The sequence below is a fragment of the Shewanella khirikhana genome (assembly GCF_003957745.1).
GTDB classification, from domain to species: domain Bacteria; phylum Pseudomonadota; class Gammaproteobacteria; order Enterobacterales; family Shewanellaceae; genus Shewanella; species Shewanella khirikhana.
In genome coordinates this window covers 2741227-2757533 of sequence record NZ_CP020373.1, presented here as the reverse complement: position 1 = coordinate 2757533, position 16307 = coordinate 2741227, and the positions used below count along the sequence as shown (strand labels likewise).

At 48.2% G+C, this 16307-nt stretch carries 12 protein-coding genes and 7 pseudogenes; 11 read left to right on the top strand and 8 right to left on the bottom strand.

Annotated features, from left to right (window positions below):
- Position 1 precedes the first annotated feature (1 nt).
- The 3 genes and pseudogenes from STH12_RS12050 (at position 2) to STH12_RS12040 (ending at position 2433) form a co-directional block, all read left to right on the top strand.
- Positions 2-433 (top strand): hypothetical protein, encoded by a 432-nt coding sequence (locus STH12_RS12050; protein ID WP_126169507.1) that lies wholly within the window; start codon positions 2-4, stop codon positions 431-433.
- A gap of 583 nt (positions 434-1016) precedes the next feature.
- A pseudogene (locus tag STH12_RS12045) lies at positions 1017-1352 on the top strand (transposase); the annotation flags it as partial.
- A 106-nt stretch (positions 1353-1458) separates the two neighbouring features.
- A complete protein-coding gene (locus STH12_RS12040) occupies positions 1459-2433 on the top strand; it encodes a transposase (RefSeq protein ID WP_126167772.1) in 975 nt (324 codons plus the stop codon).
- 231 nt (positions 2434-2664) lie between these two features.
- Here STH12_RS12040 and STH12_RS12035 read toward each other — a convergent pair.
- Positions 2665-2769 (bottom strand): annotated as a pseudogene (locus tag STH12_RS12035) (alpha-amylase family glycosyl hydrolase); the annotation flags it as partial.
- 295 nt (positions 2770-3064) lie between these two features.
- Between STH12_RS12035 and STH12_RS12030 the strand changes: the two are divergent.
- A pseudogene (locus tag STH12_RS12030) lies at positions 3065-3334 on the top strand (transposase); the annotation flags it as partial.
- A 19-nt stretch (positions 3335-3353) separates the two neighbouring features.
- On the top strand, positions 3354-4421 hold the full coding sequence (locus STH12_RS12025; protein WP_126167771.1) for a toxin-antitoxin system YwqK family antitoxin: 1068 nt from the start codon (positions 3354-3356) through the stop codon (positions 4419-4421).
- A 76-nt stretch (positions 4422-4497) separates the two neighbouring features.
- Here the strand turns inward: STH12_RS12025 and STH12_RS12020 are convergent.
- Positions 4498-5660 (bottom strand): IS3 family transposase gene (locus STH12_RS12020; RefSeq protein ID WP_126167770.1). Its coding sequence is split into 2 segments (ribosomal slippage): positions 4498-5390 and positions 5390-5660, totalling 1164 coding nucleotides; the frame shifts between segments, so codons are not numbered across the junction.
- 63 nt (positions 5661-5723) lie between these two features.
- On the opposite strand from STH12_RS12020, the pseudogene STH12_RS21635 reads away from it, so the two are divergent.
- Positions 5724-5957, top strand: a pseudogene (locus STH12_RS21635) (transposase); the annotation flags it as partial.
- 247 nt (positions 5958-6204) lie between these two features.
- A complete protein-coding gene (locus STH12_RS12015) occupies positions 6205-7302 on the top strand; it encodes an ISAs1 family transposase (protein WP_126166131.1) in 1098 nt (365 codons plus the stop codon).
- Positions 7303-7485: 183 nt separating this feature from the next.
- Here the strand turns inward: STH12_RS12015 and STH12_RS12010 are convergent, their stop codons facing one another.
- The 3 genes and pseudogenes from STH12_RS12010 to STH12_RS12000 all read right to left on the bottom strand — a co-directional run.
- Positions 7486-7947: a hypothetical protein gene (locus STH12_RS12010; protein ID WP_237158599.1), complete on the bottom strand. Its 462-nt coding sequence runs from the start codon at positions 7945-7947 to the stop codon at positions 7486-7488.
- 10 nt (positions 7948-7957) lie between these two features.
- Entirely contained in the window at positions 7958-10072 is a 2115-nt protein-coding gene (locus tag STH12_RS12005; protein WP_126167769.1) for a S8 family serine peptidase, read from the bottom strand.
- A gap of 325 nt (positions 10073-10397) precedes the next feature.
- Positions 10398-10529 (bottom strand): annotated as a pseudogene (locus STH12_RS12000) (IS630 family transposase); the annotation flags it as partial.
- A 46-nt stretch (positions 10530-10575) separates the two neighbouring features.
- On the opposite strand from STH12_RS12000, the pseudogene STH12_RS11995 reads away from it, so the two are divergent.
- Positions 10576-11148: pseudogene (locus tag STH12_RS11995) on the top strand (IS630 family transposase); the annotation flags it as partial.
- A 580-nt stretch (positions 11149-11728) separates the two neighbouring features.
- Here STH12_RS11995 and STH12_RS21630 read toward each other — a convergent pair.
- The 3 genes and pseudogenes from STH12_RS21630 to STH12_RS11985 form a co-directional block, all read right to left on the bottom strand.
- Positions 11729-11994 (bottom strand): annotated as a pseudogene (locus tag STH12_RS21630) (IS3 family transposase); the annotation flags it as partial.
- A gap of 117 nt (positions 11995-12111) precedes the next feature.
- Positions 12112-13323 carry an IS256 family transposase gene (locus STH12_RS11990; protein WP_126167768.1) on the bottom strand — a complete coding sequence of 404 codons (1212 nt, stop codon included), beginning with the start codon at positions 13321-13323 and terminating at the stop codon, positions 12112-12114.
- A 324-nt stretch (positions 13324-13647) separates the two neighbouring features.
- A complete protein-coding gene (locus STH12_RS11985; RefSeq protein WP_126167767.1) occupies positions 13648-13887 on the bottom strand; it encodes a helix-turn-helix domain-containing protein in 240 nt (79 codons plus the stop codon).
- Between the two features lie 145 nt (positions 13888-14032).
- On the opposite strand from STH12_RS11985, the gene STH12_RS11980 reads away from it, so the two are divergent.
- From STH12_RS11980 to STH12_RS11970, 3 genes are read left to right on the top strand one after another with little or no spacing between them, the layout of a single operon-like run.
- Entirely contained in the window at positions 14033-14245 is a 213-nt protein-coding gene (locus STH12_RS11980; protein WP_126167766.1) for a hypothetical protein, read from the top strand.
- Positions 14246-14254: 9 nt separating this feature from the next.
- Positions 14255-15439 (top strand): site-specific integrase, encoded by a 1185-nt coding sequence (locus STH12_RS11975; protein WP_126167765.1) that lies wholly within the window; start codon positions 14255-14257, stop codon positions 15437-15439.
- Positions 15436-16305 (top strand): HD domain-containing protein, encoded by an 870-nt coding sequence (locus tag STH12_RS11970; protein ID WP_126167764.1) that lies wholly within the window; start codon positions 15436-15438, stop codon positions 16303-16305. The genes STH12_RS11975 and STH12_RS11970 overlap by 4 nt, the downstream gene beginning before the upstream one ends.
- Positions 16306-16307 lie beyond the last annotated feature (2 nt).

Genomic DNA, 16307 nt, shown 5'->3' with positions numbered 1-16307 from the left:
TATGTTATCAGATAAAGTTATTGATTTTTTGAAAGGTAATGGATGGTGGTTTGATGAGGTGTCCGTCCCGTATAAAGTAGCTCTGGAAAGTATAGGGATTTCTGCTGAAACACAGATAGGTTTTTTCTATCTCCACGCAGAAGCTGGACCAGAGTTTTTCGGTGAAAAGGGCGCTATGCATCAACTCTGCTGGTTTATTATTAATACCGATTATGTTCTTGGTGCTGACTCATTAAGGAAAAGCTTGGGGATCCCACCGGAACTAATTCCGCTTGATAGTTTTGAGGGCGGTGGAGGTTCTTTCTACAACAGTAAAAATGGACAAGTTGTTGAGCTTTGTCTGGGACAGAGCTTAATAGACTATCTAAATGATGGTCCCACAAAAAGTTGGGACAACTTTAATTCATATCTAGAGTATTTTTTCGGGTTGTGATTGGAATTTATTCAGCTGCCCGAGTAACTAAGAATACAGGACATATATGGACGCTCCCATAGACTGGACCTTAAGCATTAAGATGATGAAGTATTCCATACAAGCTGTTGTCTTTATTAGACTTTGACTGTGAGTCTCGTCGACACGTTTGGGCAATGAAATTTGTTGCCCAAGCCACATCCGCCCGAAATTGTGTCTGAGATTGGGTTGCTAACGATTTCATTATTGGCTAAAACCAACCTGCTGGAGACGTGTAAGACGTTTTTACGAGCAGCAGAGTATTGGCTTGGATAGTAATGGTATACCACTAACGAATAAGTCATCCGGATTTAGAGCCGTTTCTCCAGAAAAATGGAAGAAATATACCGACAGCAATGGTCTTTCGGACTTTAATAATCCGTATTTTAACTAAGTGAAAGAATGAACTTATCAACTTTTGAATAACAAAGACATATATGGACTCTCCCACAGAAGCAAGCCGTTTTTAGTCCTGAATAACTGAGACACCCATAATTGTTGGCGACTTCCTCATAGCTTGACTAGGCTTTCATTAAACCGTTTGACGGGGTGTGAGGAGGGGCGGATGCCAAGGCCAAGGTATACACAGGTCAGTCTGGAAGATACGGCATTTTACCACTGCATCAGTCGCTGTGTGCGGCGGGCGTTTCTGTGTGGTGTCGATGATTACTCCGGCAAAAGCTATGAGCACCGCCGAGACTGGGTGGAGTCACGCTTGTTTGAGCTGGGGGCGGTATTTGCCATTGACCTTTGTGCGTATGCGGTAATGTCGAATCATCTGCATCTGGTGCTGAGGGTGGATACTTCCAGCGCCAATGGCTTGTCAGTGGCGGAGGTGCTGAGTCGGTGGCAACAACTCTATGGCGGAACACTACTGATGAAGCGGTTTTTGGCAGGTCAGCCCTTATCTGAAATGGAATAACAAAGACACCCACAATTGTTGGTAGCTTCCCCGAGGCTTGACTAGGCTTTAAACAAGCCATTGTCAGGAAGCGTTGAGGTGGGTGATGCCACGGCCAAGGTATACGCAGGTGAGTCTGGAAGACACGCCTTTCTATCACTGCATTAGTCGCTGCGTGCGGCGGGCATTTTTGTGCGGCGTGGACGATTACAGCGGCAAAAGCTATGAACATCGGCGGGATTGGGTCGAGTCCCGTTTGCTGGAGCTTGGTGCTGTGTTTGCGATTGACCTGTGCGCTTATGCGGTAATGTCCAACCATTTGCATCTGGTGCTTCGGGTCGATGCTGTCACGGCAAATCGCTGGTCTTTAGAAGAAGTGCTGACCCGTTGGCAGCAACTCTTTGGCGGTACTTTATTGGTAAAGCGGTTTCTGGCCGGTCAGCCGTTATCCGAGATTGAGCGGCTGAGTCTGCAGCAAACGGCGGAAGTATACCGCGAGCGATTGATGGATATCAGTTGGTTTATGCGGTCATTGAACGAGCCCATAGCCCGACAAGCCAATCGCGAAGATGGCTGTAAAGGCCGATTTTGGGAAGGGCGGTTTAAGTCTCAGGCGTTACTGGATGAAACAGCGGTGCTGGCGTGCATGGCTTACGTGGATTTGAATCCCATCAGAGCAGGCATTGCACCAACTCCGGAGCAATCCGACTTCACAAGCGTGCAGCGGCGTATCAAGGCGGCCATTCAGGGTGAGCAAGCACCAGAGCTGATGCCCTTTGTCGGCAATGAGCGGCGTAATATGCCGGAAGGCTTGCACTTCAGTGCCCAGGACTACATGCAATTGGTTGAAGATACCGGCAGGCTTTTGCGCGATGACAAGCGTGGCAGTATCAGCGCATCCACCCAAGCGATGCTGAGCCGCCTTAACATTTGCCCTGACAATTGGCTTAAGCTGTCCAAAGATTTCACCCGTCTGTTTAAAGGGCCGGTGGGCACATTGGAAGAGCTTAGCCTGTACTGTGAACACTTAAGCCGACGCCGACGACAAGGTGCAGCCAACTGCCAAAAGTGGCTTTGCTGACCGAAATCATCCAATAAAGCAAAAAACAACTTATCAGAGGTTTTCTGAGGCTTGGCATGGTTGAAACCGGCCACCTAGAGTCATCAAGCTGATTGCTCGCTGCCAAATCAACCATTTCGCACTCCCAAAAGCGCGCCAATGACCTCCCAGCCCCACCGAGAGAGGTCTCGATTAAATCTTCGCGGTAGGCGAAACAATTATGGGTGTCTACATAGCGCCGTACATAGCGCCGATAGCATCTTCACCACATAAAAACGCCCTTCTCACGCAACGGTTAATCACGTGGTAGAAGGGCGTACTTCCAGCATCTATTAACTGGCGACGGGCAGTAGTCATGACGAGCCTCGACTGGCGAAAAGGGGATACCTCAAAGGCTAGTCGAGAGCGTGCGAAACCTCAAAAAGATGTGGCTGTCCTCAAAGACATCTCAAGCAGTGCTTCTGTGGCAACCATCAGAGAATTAAGTCGTTTTTGATGTATTTGCGGGCATTGCTTTTTGAGTGAATCGTGTAAGATGTGGACATCACGCATGGTGTTGGAACTGGTAGTTTTTTGGCGAAACCAATTAGAACAATCAACACCATACGTGTCTACTAAATTGAATAAAAAGGGAAATATCTGGGGATTCCCTAGCTGGGAGCGTCTGAGCGTGTTCTTCGACTATCCGCCTCAAACCCGCAAAGTCATCTACTTGACCAATGCGATTAAGTCACTGAATGCCACGTTACGGAAGGTAACCAAAACACGACGTTCATTCCCTAACGATAGATCAGTGATGAAAGTGCTGTATTTGGCCCTGCATCAGATAGCGAAGAAGTGGATGATGCCAATACGAGATTGGAAGCAGGCAATAAGCCAATTTACGGTCCTGTTTTGTGATCGAGTATCACCTGGAAATTAATTGATTTTGAGGGCTGCGTATGAATTTAGCCACAACACTTGTTTCCCAAATCAATGGGACTCTATTAAGTCGAGCCGCTGCGTCTTTTTTTGGTATTTTCCTGATATCCGGTTGCTGTGAGTCGCCACAGCTGCCCGTGGATGAGCAGGCGCTGACGCCCATCGATTGCAGCAGACTGCAAGTCTATGGGATTTGGGTCGAGAAGGATTGTCTGGAAGGCTATCGCGGCGAGCCCTTTAGTGGCATCAAGACCACGGGCCAGCCGGAGGGCTTCTTCAGTGCCACTCAGTATTATCAGGGCAAGCGTCACGGCTTTAGCTTCTCGGCAGATGGTAGTCGTATCTTGTCCCATGCCTGGTATCGCCAGGGGGTAAGAGAGGGAGTGCAGCTGGATTATCATGTAGAAAGCCAGCGGCTTAAACGTCAGGCAATCTATCGAGGCGGTGAGACTCAGGCGGTAACCTTGTTTAATGAGCAAGGCATTATTGAGAGATACTGGCGCTTGGAGGGAGATGAGATAATCGAGTCCATCACCTATGAGCAGGGGCTTCCCTGGACACACCTCTTCTATCAAGATGGCGAACAGCGAGAGCGCCTGCGTCGCTATTTCCCCGACGGCAGCCTGGCTACCGACGCCCTGTTTCGTAAAAAGGATATTAAGCGCCTGAGCGAAATTACTTTCTATGCCAGCGGCAAGATGAAGACCCGCTATACCTATGACAGGGTAGCAAACCTGGCCGCGCAGCAGACCTATTGGCCAAACGGTCGCCTACAGTCTGAGCAGCAATACGGCTTCGACCCACTCATAGTGCTCCATGGTGAGCAGCGCAGTTACTGTCTGTCCACTGGTGCGCTTGAGGAACTAGCTCACTACGAGATGGGGCGCGAACAGGGGTGGTTTGAGTGGTATCACTGTAATGGTCAGCTGATGAAGGCCAAGCATTATCGTCAGGGGGTCATGGTGGATACTCAAGTTGATACCCTTAATGAGTCGGGGCAGTTGGTTAAACGTGAGTTGTTTGATGACAAGGGAAAACGGCTTGAGGTCTTTTATGTTAATCACGCAGGGGAGCTAATACCGTTTTAAGGCGGCGATGTTGACTAAATTGTTTTGAACTATTTCAGCTAACAATGATCAGATCTTTCAGTACTGACTGTAGTGGTCAACTAATTCCGGACAGTAAGTTAAGCCGATTCTCGGCATCAACAGGTGCAACGCCACCATTGTGTTGATGTGGGCGTTGCCGATTGTAGTATTGCATCAAGTATTCGCTGATGTCTTTCCTGGCCTCAATCATTGATGAGTACCCTGTCGCTGGGATCCATTCTGATTTCAGACTGCGAAAGAGCCTTTCCATCGGAGCGTTATCCCAGCAGTTTCCCCGACGACTCATACTTTGAGTGATACGGTAGCGCCATAGTCGTTGCCGGAATACACGGCTACTGTACTGGCATCCCTGGTCTGAGTGAAACATCAGCCGTTGAGGCTTGCCTCTTTGCTCATACGCCATATCCAGTGCCCTAACGGCTAATTCTGCGTCAGGTTTATCTGATAGCGCCCAGCCAACAACACGGCGACTGTATAGGTTCATGACCGTTGCCAGATAGCACCAGCGGCTACCTGCCCAGACGTAGGTAATATCACCGCACCACGACACATTCGGGGTCGTTGGCGTAAAGTCCCTATTTAGCCGATTAGGGATATCAGGCCGCTCAACCGAGGCAGTTTTGTAAGCGTGAGAACCGGGTTGTTTGCATGTCAGCCCCAACTCTCTCATAACGCGCCGCACTCGATAACGGCCAACCTGATGCCCCAGCTCTCGCAGCATTGACATTAAAGTCCGACTTCCTGCGGAAGAACGACTCTCAGTGAATAAACGCTTGATTTCACTACGTTGATGAAGTTGCTGCACATTAAGCAAGTGTTTGCGATGCAGGTAATCATAAAAGCTGGATGGCGGGATATCGAACGCCCCACAGACCAATTCCACCGCCTCTTGCTCTCCCAATTGGTCTATCAGCGCGTACGTTCGAGTTCGTCCTGCATTAAGAGAGCGGTTGCCTTTTTTAGAATGGCTTTCTCTCGTTCAAGGCGATTGCTCCTGGCCTCTAGTTCCTGGATCTTTTGCTGCTCAGGCGTCAAGGCTTTACTCATAGGTGTTGCGCCGCCACGCTCGGCTTCCAACTGACTAACCCAGCGTCTGAGTGCTGACTCCCCGATATCGAGTGAACGGCAGGCCTCGGGGATAGAATAACCTTGGTCGAGCACTAAACTGGCAGCCTCAAGTTTGAACTCTGGAGTAAAGGAACGTCTTTTTCTGGTCATGAAACACCTCGTCGATGGCAACTTTACCACCTAAAATGGTGTCCGGATTCATTAGACCACTACACTGGCAGGCTTTTGCGCGATGACAAGCGTGGCAGTATCAGCGCATCCACCCAAGCGATGCTGAGCCGCCTTAACATTTGCCCTGACAATTGGCTTAAGCTGTCCAAAGATTTCACCCGTCTGTTTAAAGGGCCAGTGGGCACATTGGAAGAGCTTAGCCTGTACTGTGAACACTTAAGCCGACGCCGCCGACGACGACAAGGCGCAGCCAACTGCCAGAAGTGGCTTTGCTGAGCGAAATCATCCAATAAGGCAAAAACCAACTTATCAGAGGTATTCTGAGGCTTGGCTTGGTTGAAACTGGCCACCTAGAGTCATCAAGCTGACTACTCGCTACCAAATCAACCATTGTTGTTGAAGCAAGGCCAGAGCTGATAGAGGCTGACCTTTCCCCAGGGCGGGATCGTACTTTTCTAGCCAGTGTTGAGTGAGCAGATCAGCTGTGATCTAATAGCGGTTCATTTAATCAGTCGCTGCTCCAATGAACTTGCTCGAACACCTGACCGTTGTAGAAGAAACCCGCTCTGAAGTTAATCAAAGGCATGACCTTGTGGATGTCATGTTCCTCGTACTAAGCGCCATCATGTCAGGTGCCGAGGGCTGGCAGGATATTCAAACTTACGGTGACCATAAACTGCCATGGCTGCGAAAATTTCGCCCGTTTGAGCATGGTATTCCCCGAAGACACACTATTGCGCGGATCCTTCGTACCGTGGTCGCGGAGTCATTGCTCGAAGCGCTGCTGAATTGGGTGAATGAACAGCGAGCCAGCATCGGTAAACCCGTAATAGCTTTTGACGGCAAGGTGCTCAGAGGCTCTTACCGCAATGACTCCAAAACGGCGTTGCAGTTGGTTACAGCCTACGACACCGAAAACGGATTGGTCCTTAGCCAAAAGCCAACCCAAACCAAGAACGGTGAAATCAGCGTGGTTCGGCAGATGCTTGATGTTCTTAACCTGAAAGGCGCGGTGATCACACTTGATGCCTTGCACTGCCAGCGCGAAACGCTGGAGAAAATCAGCGAAAAGAAGGCTCACGTTGTTGTTCAGGTCAAAAATAACCAGCCTGCTCTTTGGGAGGCTGTTCAGTCGCAGTTTCAGACTGTTTTCGATGCGAAGAAAGAGAAAGTTGTCACCGAAATCAAACAAGAAGCCCATGGCCGAAAAGAAGAGCGCTACGTTTTCCAACTGAAGGCAAAGCTGCCTGAAAAGCTTGCAGAAAGATGGCCAACAATCCGAAGCATCGTCGCTGTGGAACGACATCGCTCGCAGAATGGTAAGACAACGACAGATACCAGCTACTACGTGAGCTCGCTATCACCACGGCATAAATTGCTTGGTCATTACATCCGTCAGCACTGGCGGATTGAAAACAGTCAGCATTACGTGCTGGATGTAGTTTTCAAAGAAGACGACTCACGGATAGCACTTGAAGGGGCTGTCGAAAACGTAGCCCTGTTCCGCCGCTTCGTCATGAATATGCTACGGCAATGTGACTGTGGCGCCCCGAGCCAGAGAAACAAGCTAAAACAGGCTGGCTGGTGCGACGATTATCGGGAAAGAGTGTTCTTTGGTTAGAAACTGCTCAAAGTATGCTCCGGCCCTGGACCTTTCCCCGGGATTAGTTGTACTAGCTCAGACCTGATCTGACCGCTACCCCATTTTTGGGTGCCGTTGTCAGATTAGATTTGGGCTAGTACAAATTACATTTCGCGCTTCAATTCTAGAGTCCGGAATACCGAGTAGTGAGAATTGTTCATTTTACATAGGTAGATGCTTCAATACTGCTCTGTCCAATTTCACTCGCTCAACGTTAGTATTTTGCTTAAGCGTGTTCAGTAGCAGCAGAAGATCACTTCCTTCACTGGCCGCCAGAATAAGCAGCTGAGAGTCATTTTGCCAGTCAAGTCGCATACCTGTATCAGCAGCAAAAGCGGAGACATCGACACCTGGAATGAGTTTAACCACAAACTTACCTGTAAGGGTCGCTAATGGTTCACCAGCTTCAGTGACAATCTGTTGACCTTGGCTCAAACGCATTGCCTTTTGAACGCCTTTGTCTGTTTTTACGAAAAAGGTGCTATTTAGGCCCAAAAAGTCTGCCCTGCTGACATACTGATGATACTCTTGGGCTCCATTTTCAAAAGGATTTTTGTCATGGGCCATTGCGGGTACCGCCATCAGAGTCAGACTAAGGGCGGCCATAATTGTTGAATACTTCATCTGTTGCTCCTTAAGAGGCTACCTTGGCCTTGTGGCCATGAAAACGAATAGACCACCCTTTCAGCATTCCGTTGCTTTCGTTGGGAATACTGATATAGCCCTTGTCGTATTTAAGGAACCGGTATTCACCGCTGTTCACATCAACTAGCTTGATGGTCCACTCGCCCTTCGCTGACTCACCATAGAAGGCATTCGACAACATAGGAGTTGCATCATAACCGGCCACCAGATCGTCCGGATCACTTACATCCATTGCCCCTTGATACACCATGCCATTGTATGGTGTCATCAACACACTGCGGGTACCTGCTGGAGAAATCAACTCCACAGCCAGATCCGGCAAACGTAAATGGGTAGCTGTCAGCTCAATCTGAACGGCTTCAACAACCAGATCTTCTTCAAATGCCAGTGAATCAGACACTCCAGTGAGACTTGCATCAGGAATAGCCTTGTCGAGATCTTTTTCGCTTGTAACCCACTCAGTGAGCAGGTAATCGCCCAGTTCGGCTTTATATTCCTTAGCCATTGCCACTGCAGCACTCACATCAACTCGGCCAAAGCCGTATTCATTATGGAAGTGATAACCAGCGGCATTTTCCTGCCAACCCGAAATGGCTTCGTACAGTGGCGCATCGCGCTCTTCACCGATAGCAACAGTTCTAGCGGCCACATCGGCATCAACCTTGGTGGAGGTCGCGGCGAGGATATGACGAACATCCCGCCAACTCAAAGTCGGATTAGCGCTCATGATCATGGCAACTGCACCACTGGTGTTTGGCGCAGCAGAGGAGGTTCCATTCATGGTTGAGCGGTAGTCACACTCAAGGTTAAGCGGATGCAAACCACCATCAAAAGGCGTAGATGGACGCTCCTTAGCAGTTGAACTTCCCTTATCACAACCGACACGATCAGTAGTCACAATAGCTGGACTGTTAACACCGTACTCGCCACCTGGTGCAGTAACAAACAAATTGGAGCCCACAGAGGAATAACTCGATCGTTTACCTTCAGCGTTAATAGCTGAAACGACAAGGTTGTAAACGTTGGCATTGTCGGTCGACATGTTTGAATTATGGAAAGGAAGGCCATGGTTTGGTGCTTTACCTTCTTTCGGGGCACTGAAAAAGTCCCCTGGTAGCCAGAAGGTACCGAGTGAACGATAGTAGTTGTAGCCATTACCGGCCGACTTCACAAAAATACTTCCTTTTCCATCAAAGCTGTCTGTGGTGATTTCGGCATAGACCTCATTTTCGTCCTCATCAAAGCTATGAGGGAAGGGTACCGAGTAACCGTAGCTTTGGTTGAATACCCGCGCACGGTCACTGTAAGCACTTGCCCCATGCGATTTGGCGAAATTTTCAAATGTCTGCACGCTTTTAACCTTGCCTGTGGGATCCCGGTCAAGAAAGTTAAACCCAATCAAACCTGCTTGAGGTGCAACACCACGACCACCGACGTCATTCCAACCTTCTGCTGCAATAATGCCAGCCACCGAAGTACCATGTGCGGCACTATCGGCAAAAGGCGTAGGGTCTATAGTGCCGGTTATTAGATTGTATGAGCCGCCAGGGATTACATTGTTTTTCAGATCTGGATGACTTACCTCTAAACCGTCATCGACTACGGCAACGATAATGCCCTTACCGGTTATGCCGCTTGCAACGGCTTCACTCACGTTCATATCCTCACCAGCCTTCCCTCTGTTTTTGGCAAATGCATTTTGACCGTTATTTCTTAAATGCCACTGGTGTTCGAACAGCGGATCTCCCTCACTGATATGTATTGTTAACGTTGAGATTGACTCGCTTTTGCCATCGCTGACTTTAAATTGCACAATCTCAGAGCCCTCCATCGCATTGGCGAGATAGCTGAAACTACCTATACTGGTATCTTCAATTTTTAACGCTCCCAGCTTGATCTCGTTCGGTTCAACAAGAGAAAAACTGATCCCGCCTTCGGCATCTTTTCCGTCCAGCATTCCTTTTAAGCGAATTGACTGACGAGCGTCAAAGGTAACGTCCTTGCTTATGGGAGCTGTATTTACTGGCTCTGGTGTGGTGTTATTGTCCCCACAGCCAGCCAATATAACGGTTGTGACGCTAAGCGCAATTATAGACTTTCGCATTATATTTACTTAACTCCTTTTAGTAACTTAATCCCGAACAGACAATAACAATAACAACATATACTTGGTTGCTAGCACCCGTTTAAAAAAGGGCGGGTAATGGTATCGTATTGACCTTGCTTCTATAGAACTGAAGTTTGCTGTTAACATATATCATGCGTAACGACGCTTTAAGGTTTAAATGATATTAATATTTGTTATGTAGGCAAATTTTCGCTTATTTTGGAATACTCTGAGATTCAGGGCTTCATAAGACTTAGAACTTGTCAAAATCTTAAGTGAATTTAACCCTCAGAGCGTTTCTAAATAGCTGATCCGAATACAGCTACATTTTCGTGGTGCCGTGTCCGTTGCTAGGAAATGGCGAAACGGTTTCCAGAAAATGCCATACCATACAAAGCAGTTCCTGTATGTTCCTGCAAGCGTGATTGCGGGTTACCGTTTCATGCAGCATAAGCTGGAATATCTCATCAAGCGATTGTTACTAATCTCGGGGAAAGGTCAACCCATGCAAAGCAGAGAAAATGGCCGCCATAAATCAGGCACTTGAACAGTGCAGTGCTGAGCACCCGGTATTCTATGAAGATGAAGTAGACATCGACCTTAACCCCAAAATCGGTGCGGACTGGATGCCCAAAGGGCAACAAAAACGCGTGGTCACCCTAGGTAACAATCGCAAGCACTACTTGGCTGGAGCGCTGCATGCCAAGACAGGAAAAGTGCTTTATGTAAGCAGCGCCAGCAAGGCGTCGGAGCTGTTTATTGCGGTGCTGGAAAAGCTCAAACGACATTACCGCAAAGCCAAAACTATCACGCTAATTCTGGATAATTACATCATTCACAAGAGCCGTAAAACCCTGGCCTGGCTCAAGAGTAACCCCAAGTTCAGGTTGTTGTTTCAACCGGTATACTCACCGTGTGTCAACAAGATAGAGCGTTTATGGCTGGCACTACATGAAACGGTAACCCGCAATCACAGTTGCCGAAACATTCGGGAACTTCTTGGCAAGGTATGGCATTTTATGGAAACCGTTTCGCCATTTCCTGGCAACGGACACGGCACCGCGAAAATGTAGCAGTATTCGGATCGGCTATTTAGATGGATGCTTTACGGTATAGGCTGTTGTTATTTGGCTGCACATCTAAAGTAGCGATTTTTATACGGCTTTAAACTTCTGTGAATTCGAATGCGGTAATGGTTTTTAAGGTGGGTAAATATAAATAATAAATAATAATTGAGGGGGTTCAAGATAATAGCATATGCTTATCAATCTATTAGCGTGACGTTAGATATTTTAGATATTAAAAATTAAATTTGTTTTGTAGTAATTGATGAAAGCGCTACTTTTTCTTTCTTAGGAGGATTCGTGCCTGAATACATAATTGATGATACCAGAAACGATGAAGGGTACCATGAAATTCACAACTTAACGTTGGGGTGTAAGTATATGCCCTTGCCCGAGAGACAGGTTTATTTAGGAATGCAACCTACTTGCAAAGAGGCTTCGCTTAGCGCCCTGAGGCGCTGGAGAAAGATCAAGATAAATGGTTGTGAACATTGCTGCAGATCTTGCTACCACAAAGCTGCAGATCCTGCTACCACAAAGGTTTTGTGTCACCTCTCTTAGCTGGATCTAATGTGGCGTCAGTATCCTAGCTCCAGAAGAACATTGCCTTGCTGGTAAATTCTGTCTCGTTGTCGCAGAAAACCTTGTTTGGTTTACCTAGCCCTTTCATCAACTAGTCGAGAAATCTCGCGACCTGCCACTTATGGGCACAGAGACTAACTGACTTGACATTTCCCGAGAGTATTCATCCACCACATTCAGTACCCGAAAGCGCTGGCCACTGCTGAACTGGTCGTAAAGCAAGTCCCGCTCATCTTTCATGCTTCTACTTCGAGTATCTCGTTGGCCAGTATCTTTTTGAGCTTTCTGTTTTCAGAGCCCAATTCTGGTTGTCACTTCATTTACTTCCAGCCCGTGTATTTGCTGCGCCAGTTGTGAGACAGCAAATTTTTCTGTGTAAATGGCGGTTTATCACTGTGATATTCGGTCACCGAACAGGATCGTAAACTGGCTCATTGCCTGCTGCCAATCCCGTATCGGCATCGTCCACTTCTTCGCTATCTGATGCAAGGCCAAATACAGCACTTTCATCACCGATTTATCGTTCGGGAATGAACGCCGTGTTTTGGTTACCTTCCGCAGCGAAGCATTCAGTGACTCTATCGCATTGGTCGTGTAGATGACTTTGCGGATGTGCGGCGGATAGTCGAAGAACACACTCAGACGCTCCCAGTTAGCCCGCCACGAACGGCTGATGGTGGGCTGTTCATGGTCCCATTTCTGTGCAAAGGCATCCAGCGCCCGCTCGGCCTCATCCAGTGTCGAGGCGGCGTAAATAGTGCGAAGATCGGCTGCGACTTCCTTGCGCTGTTTCCAACTGACATAGCGCAGTGAGTAGCGCACCTGATGAACAATACAAAGCTGGTTCTGAGTCTGCGGATAAATGGCTTCTATCGCTTCCGGGAAGCCCTTCAGACCGTCAACACCGGCTATCAGAATATCCTGAAAGCCTCTGTTTTTAAGCTCCGTTACCACTGAGAGCCAGAATTTGGCACCTTCTGTCTGAGCCATCCATAAGCCCAGCAGTTCTTTCTCTCCATCGAGGTTTATCCCGAGCGCAAGATAGACGTGTTTGTTCTCTAGCGCGCCGCTATCGCGGCTACGCACCACCAGGGCATAGAGATAGACAATCGGGTAAACACTATCCAGCGGGCGGCTTTGCCAGGCAGCCACCTCATCCATGACGGCATTGGTCACCTGTGATATGAAAGTTGGCGAAACTTCAACACCATAGGCTTCCTGGAAGTGCGCCTGGATGTCACGGGTCGTCATCCCTCGGGCGTAAAGCGAGATGATGCGCTCATCGAACCCATTGAGTTGCTTCTCGCTTTTACGAACCAGCTTTGGCTCAAAGGTGCCGTTGCGGTCGCGTGGGACCTCAAGCTCCATTTCGCCATGGAGACTGCGAACAGACTTGTGGGTTTTCCCGTTACGCGAGTTGCCTGAAATTTTGCCTGATGGCCCATGTTTGGCATAGCCGAGATGCGCATCCATCTCGACTTCCAACGCACGCTCGGCCACCTTTTTGGTGAGTTGTTTCAGAAGACCATCCTCACCGAGGATGTCGTCAGGGCTTGAACAGCCCTCAAGGAGTTGAGCAATAAGCTCGTCTGATATTGGCATTCTGTTGTCCTTTCAATAAGGGGAAAGAATGCCACTTACACAGATTTTTTTACATTCTCGATGAACTCAATAAACTACTTTCTGGTCAGGTGGTTGGAAAAACCTGTTTGCTCGACTCGCTGACACCAAGCTCCTGAAAGACGCTCTTTGCTAGGTCAATGGATACTGTGCTAACCATCATGACGGACGCTCCTTTGCAACTGATTGTTTCAAAAATAGTTTGGCGTATTGACGTCGAATTAAGGAGCGTCCATCTCATCACCCATTCCCTTGCAGGTCTTAATGAATTGCTGCAAAGGGACTCTGAAAGCCCTCTTTTTGACTTTATCTATAACTATCGTTTTCATCCCCAACATAAACCAATAGCTCTCCAGGCTGACATTCGAAATACTTACACAGTGCGTTGATGGTATCAGTGTTGGTGACATTGCCTGGCACGTTGGCTATGCGTGTCAAAGTGGCACGGCTGATACCTGTCTTTTCACTTACTTCAGACAGGGTTATCCGGCGCTTTTCCTTGAACGCTTTTTCATCAAGTAACTTGATGAGAAGGATTCTTATCATGTTCTATCCATAAGTCATATCTCTCACACATCATATCAAATGAATCATACATGACGCAAAAAACGCTTGACTTTGTGCTTTTGTGATTTATTGTGTGCTCATGAGCTTCAAATGAATCACATATGAGTCAATTGCGGAGGCGGTTATGAGTACCTATCTCACCACTGAAGAACTATCTGCACGGATTAAGTACGACGTTCGCACTATCCGTCAGTGCCTGAAAGACGCTGTTCTGTTTGAGGGGGTGCACTACATCCGCCCCTTTGGCGGGCGCAAAATTCTTTACATCTGGGAGCGGGTCGAGGAGTCCATGCTCCTTGGCGCCTCAGCACACGTTCTGATCAATCAGATGGACTAGGAGGAAGTCATGGGAACAGTGAATAGCCGTGATGGCAAACTATACCTGGATTTTCGCTACATGGGCGTGCGCTGCAGAGAGCAAACCAGCCTTGTCGATAATCCTACTAACAGGCAGAAACTCAGCAAATTGATGGCTCTGCTTGAACAACAAATGAAAAGCGGCTGTTTTGATTATGGGCACCATTTTCCTAGTAGCCCCAAGGCAGAGCATTTCCAGCTGCTCGCTAAACTCAGCCAGCTTAAGGCTGTCGGTGGGCGAATGCAGCTTGCCGCATTTGCCAACCTTTGGTTAGCGGAAAAGAAAGTGGAGTGGAGGCCCAGTCAGGTTGAGACGGTTGAAGGGATTCTCAGGTGCCATCTGATCCCTGCGTTAGGTAATAGCATGATTGTCGCGATCACTAAGACAGATATTCTTGGATTTCGCACACGGTTATGCGAAGTCGATGCTGCTACTTCGAAATCATTATCGGCCTCGCGCATTAATCACATCATGACATATCTACGCCTAATTCTGAGTGATGCCGCTGAGCGTTTTGGTTTTGAAAACCCTTGGCGGAATATCAAGGCTTTGCCAATGCCTCGAAGTGACATTCAACCATTTTCGCTTGATGAGGTCTGCCGCATTATAGAGGCGGTAAGAAGCGATTTTCGCTCCTACTATATCGTTCGATTTTTTACTGGCATGCGAACCGGTGAAATCGATGGCTTGACGTGGGAAAACGTTGATTTCGCTAACCAGTTAATTCACATCCGTCAGTCATTGGTTCGGGGGACTCTTGGTCCCACAAAAACACAGGGTTCATGCAGGGCAATTGCAATGAGTCAGCCAGTATATGAAGCGCTGCTGGTTCAGCGGCAGCAAACTGGGACCATGAGCAAATTTGTCTTTTGCAATAAGCGTGCTGAAGCATTGAATCATCAAAATGTCACCAAACGCATCTGGTACCCACTATTGGCAGACCTGAAGCTCGAAAAGCGTAATCCTTACCAGACACGGCATACCGCGGCGACCCTCTGGCTGGCTGCCGGCGAGAGTCCAGAATGGATTGCCAGACAATTAGGACACGCAAATACCAGCATGCTTTTCAGAGTCTACTCACGGTATGTGCCCAATTTACTTGGACAAGATGGTGCAGCGTTTGAAAGTTTAATCCGCAAGGGACAGGGGCCGAAAGGGGGGGATTCAAAATGAATATCAAATCCAGACGTAGTTCGGATGATTTGGCCTGGGTACACCGTGTAGTACAGAACGAATTGTCAGACCTATGGCAATTCCGCAGCCTACGAGAGTCCTTCACCCTCGAACTTTCTCGCGATGTTATGACGGGGGTAAAGCCTGATGGCCAATTGGTGTTGGTGCAGTGGACTTTGGAAGAAATGCGACAAGTTAAGAAAGTTCTGACAGTCCCAGAGGTGATGGATGAGGTTGCTGTTTATCGTCACTTTTCAATAGTGCCAGCAGGGTGTGAGTCTATTATCGTCGATATCTGGGGGATCTTAGGTCTTATTCATGATGTTGCACTGCGAGATTTCTATTTGGCGGTATTACTCAATCATGAGTTGATGAGTCAGTTCTTTATTGCCCGGGCAAGTCGTAGTCATCATCACAATCATGAAACGGGCTTACTGGAACATAGCCATGAGGTGGCAGTGACGGCCGCGATGCTTTGTTGGCGTTATAATGTAGGTCCTTTGAGCGTTGGAGTAGCGTTTATTGGTGGGCTGCTGCATGACATTGGTAAAATTCACCTCTTTTATAATGCCGACTCACGGGATGGCATTACGGGCGCTCATGAGTCTTACAATTTCATGGTATTGGCTGAGCCGTTAGAAGCGTTGCACCGCAGTTCCCCTAAAATTTTTGAGGCACTAAGCAGCTGTTTATCGTTAAAAGTGGGGCGTCGGCCTGAGTCCTACCTTCCAGCCTCCATGGTTCGACTGTGCGACAACCTGTCTATGGAGGTTTGTCATTGGCGCACGGCTTTTACAGACGTGCCCCCCCATCATTGGTACGCACATTCCGCCATGAACGACCAATGGTATAAGCGGCTCGGATGAGG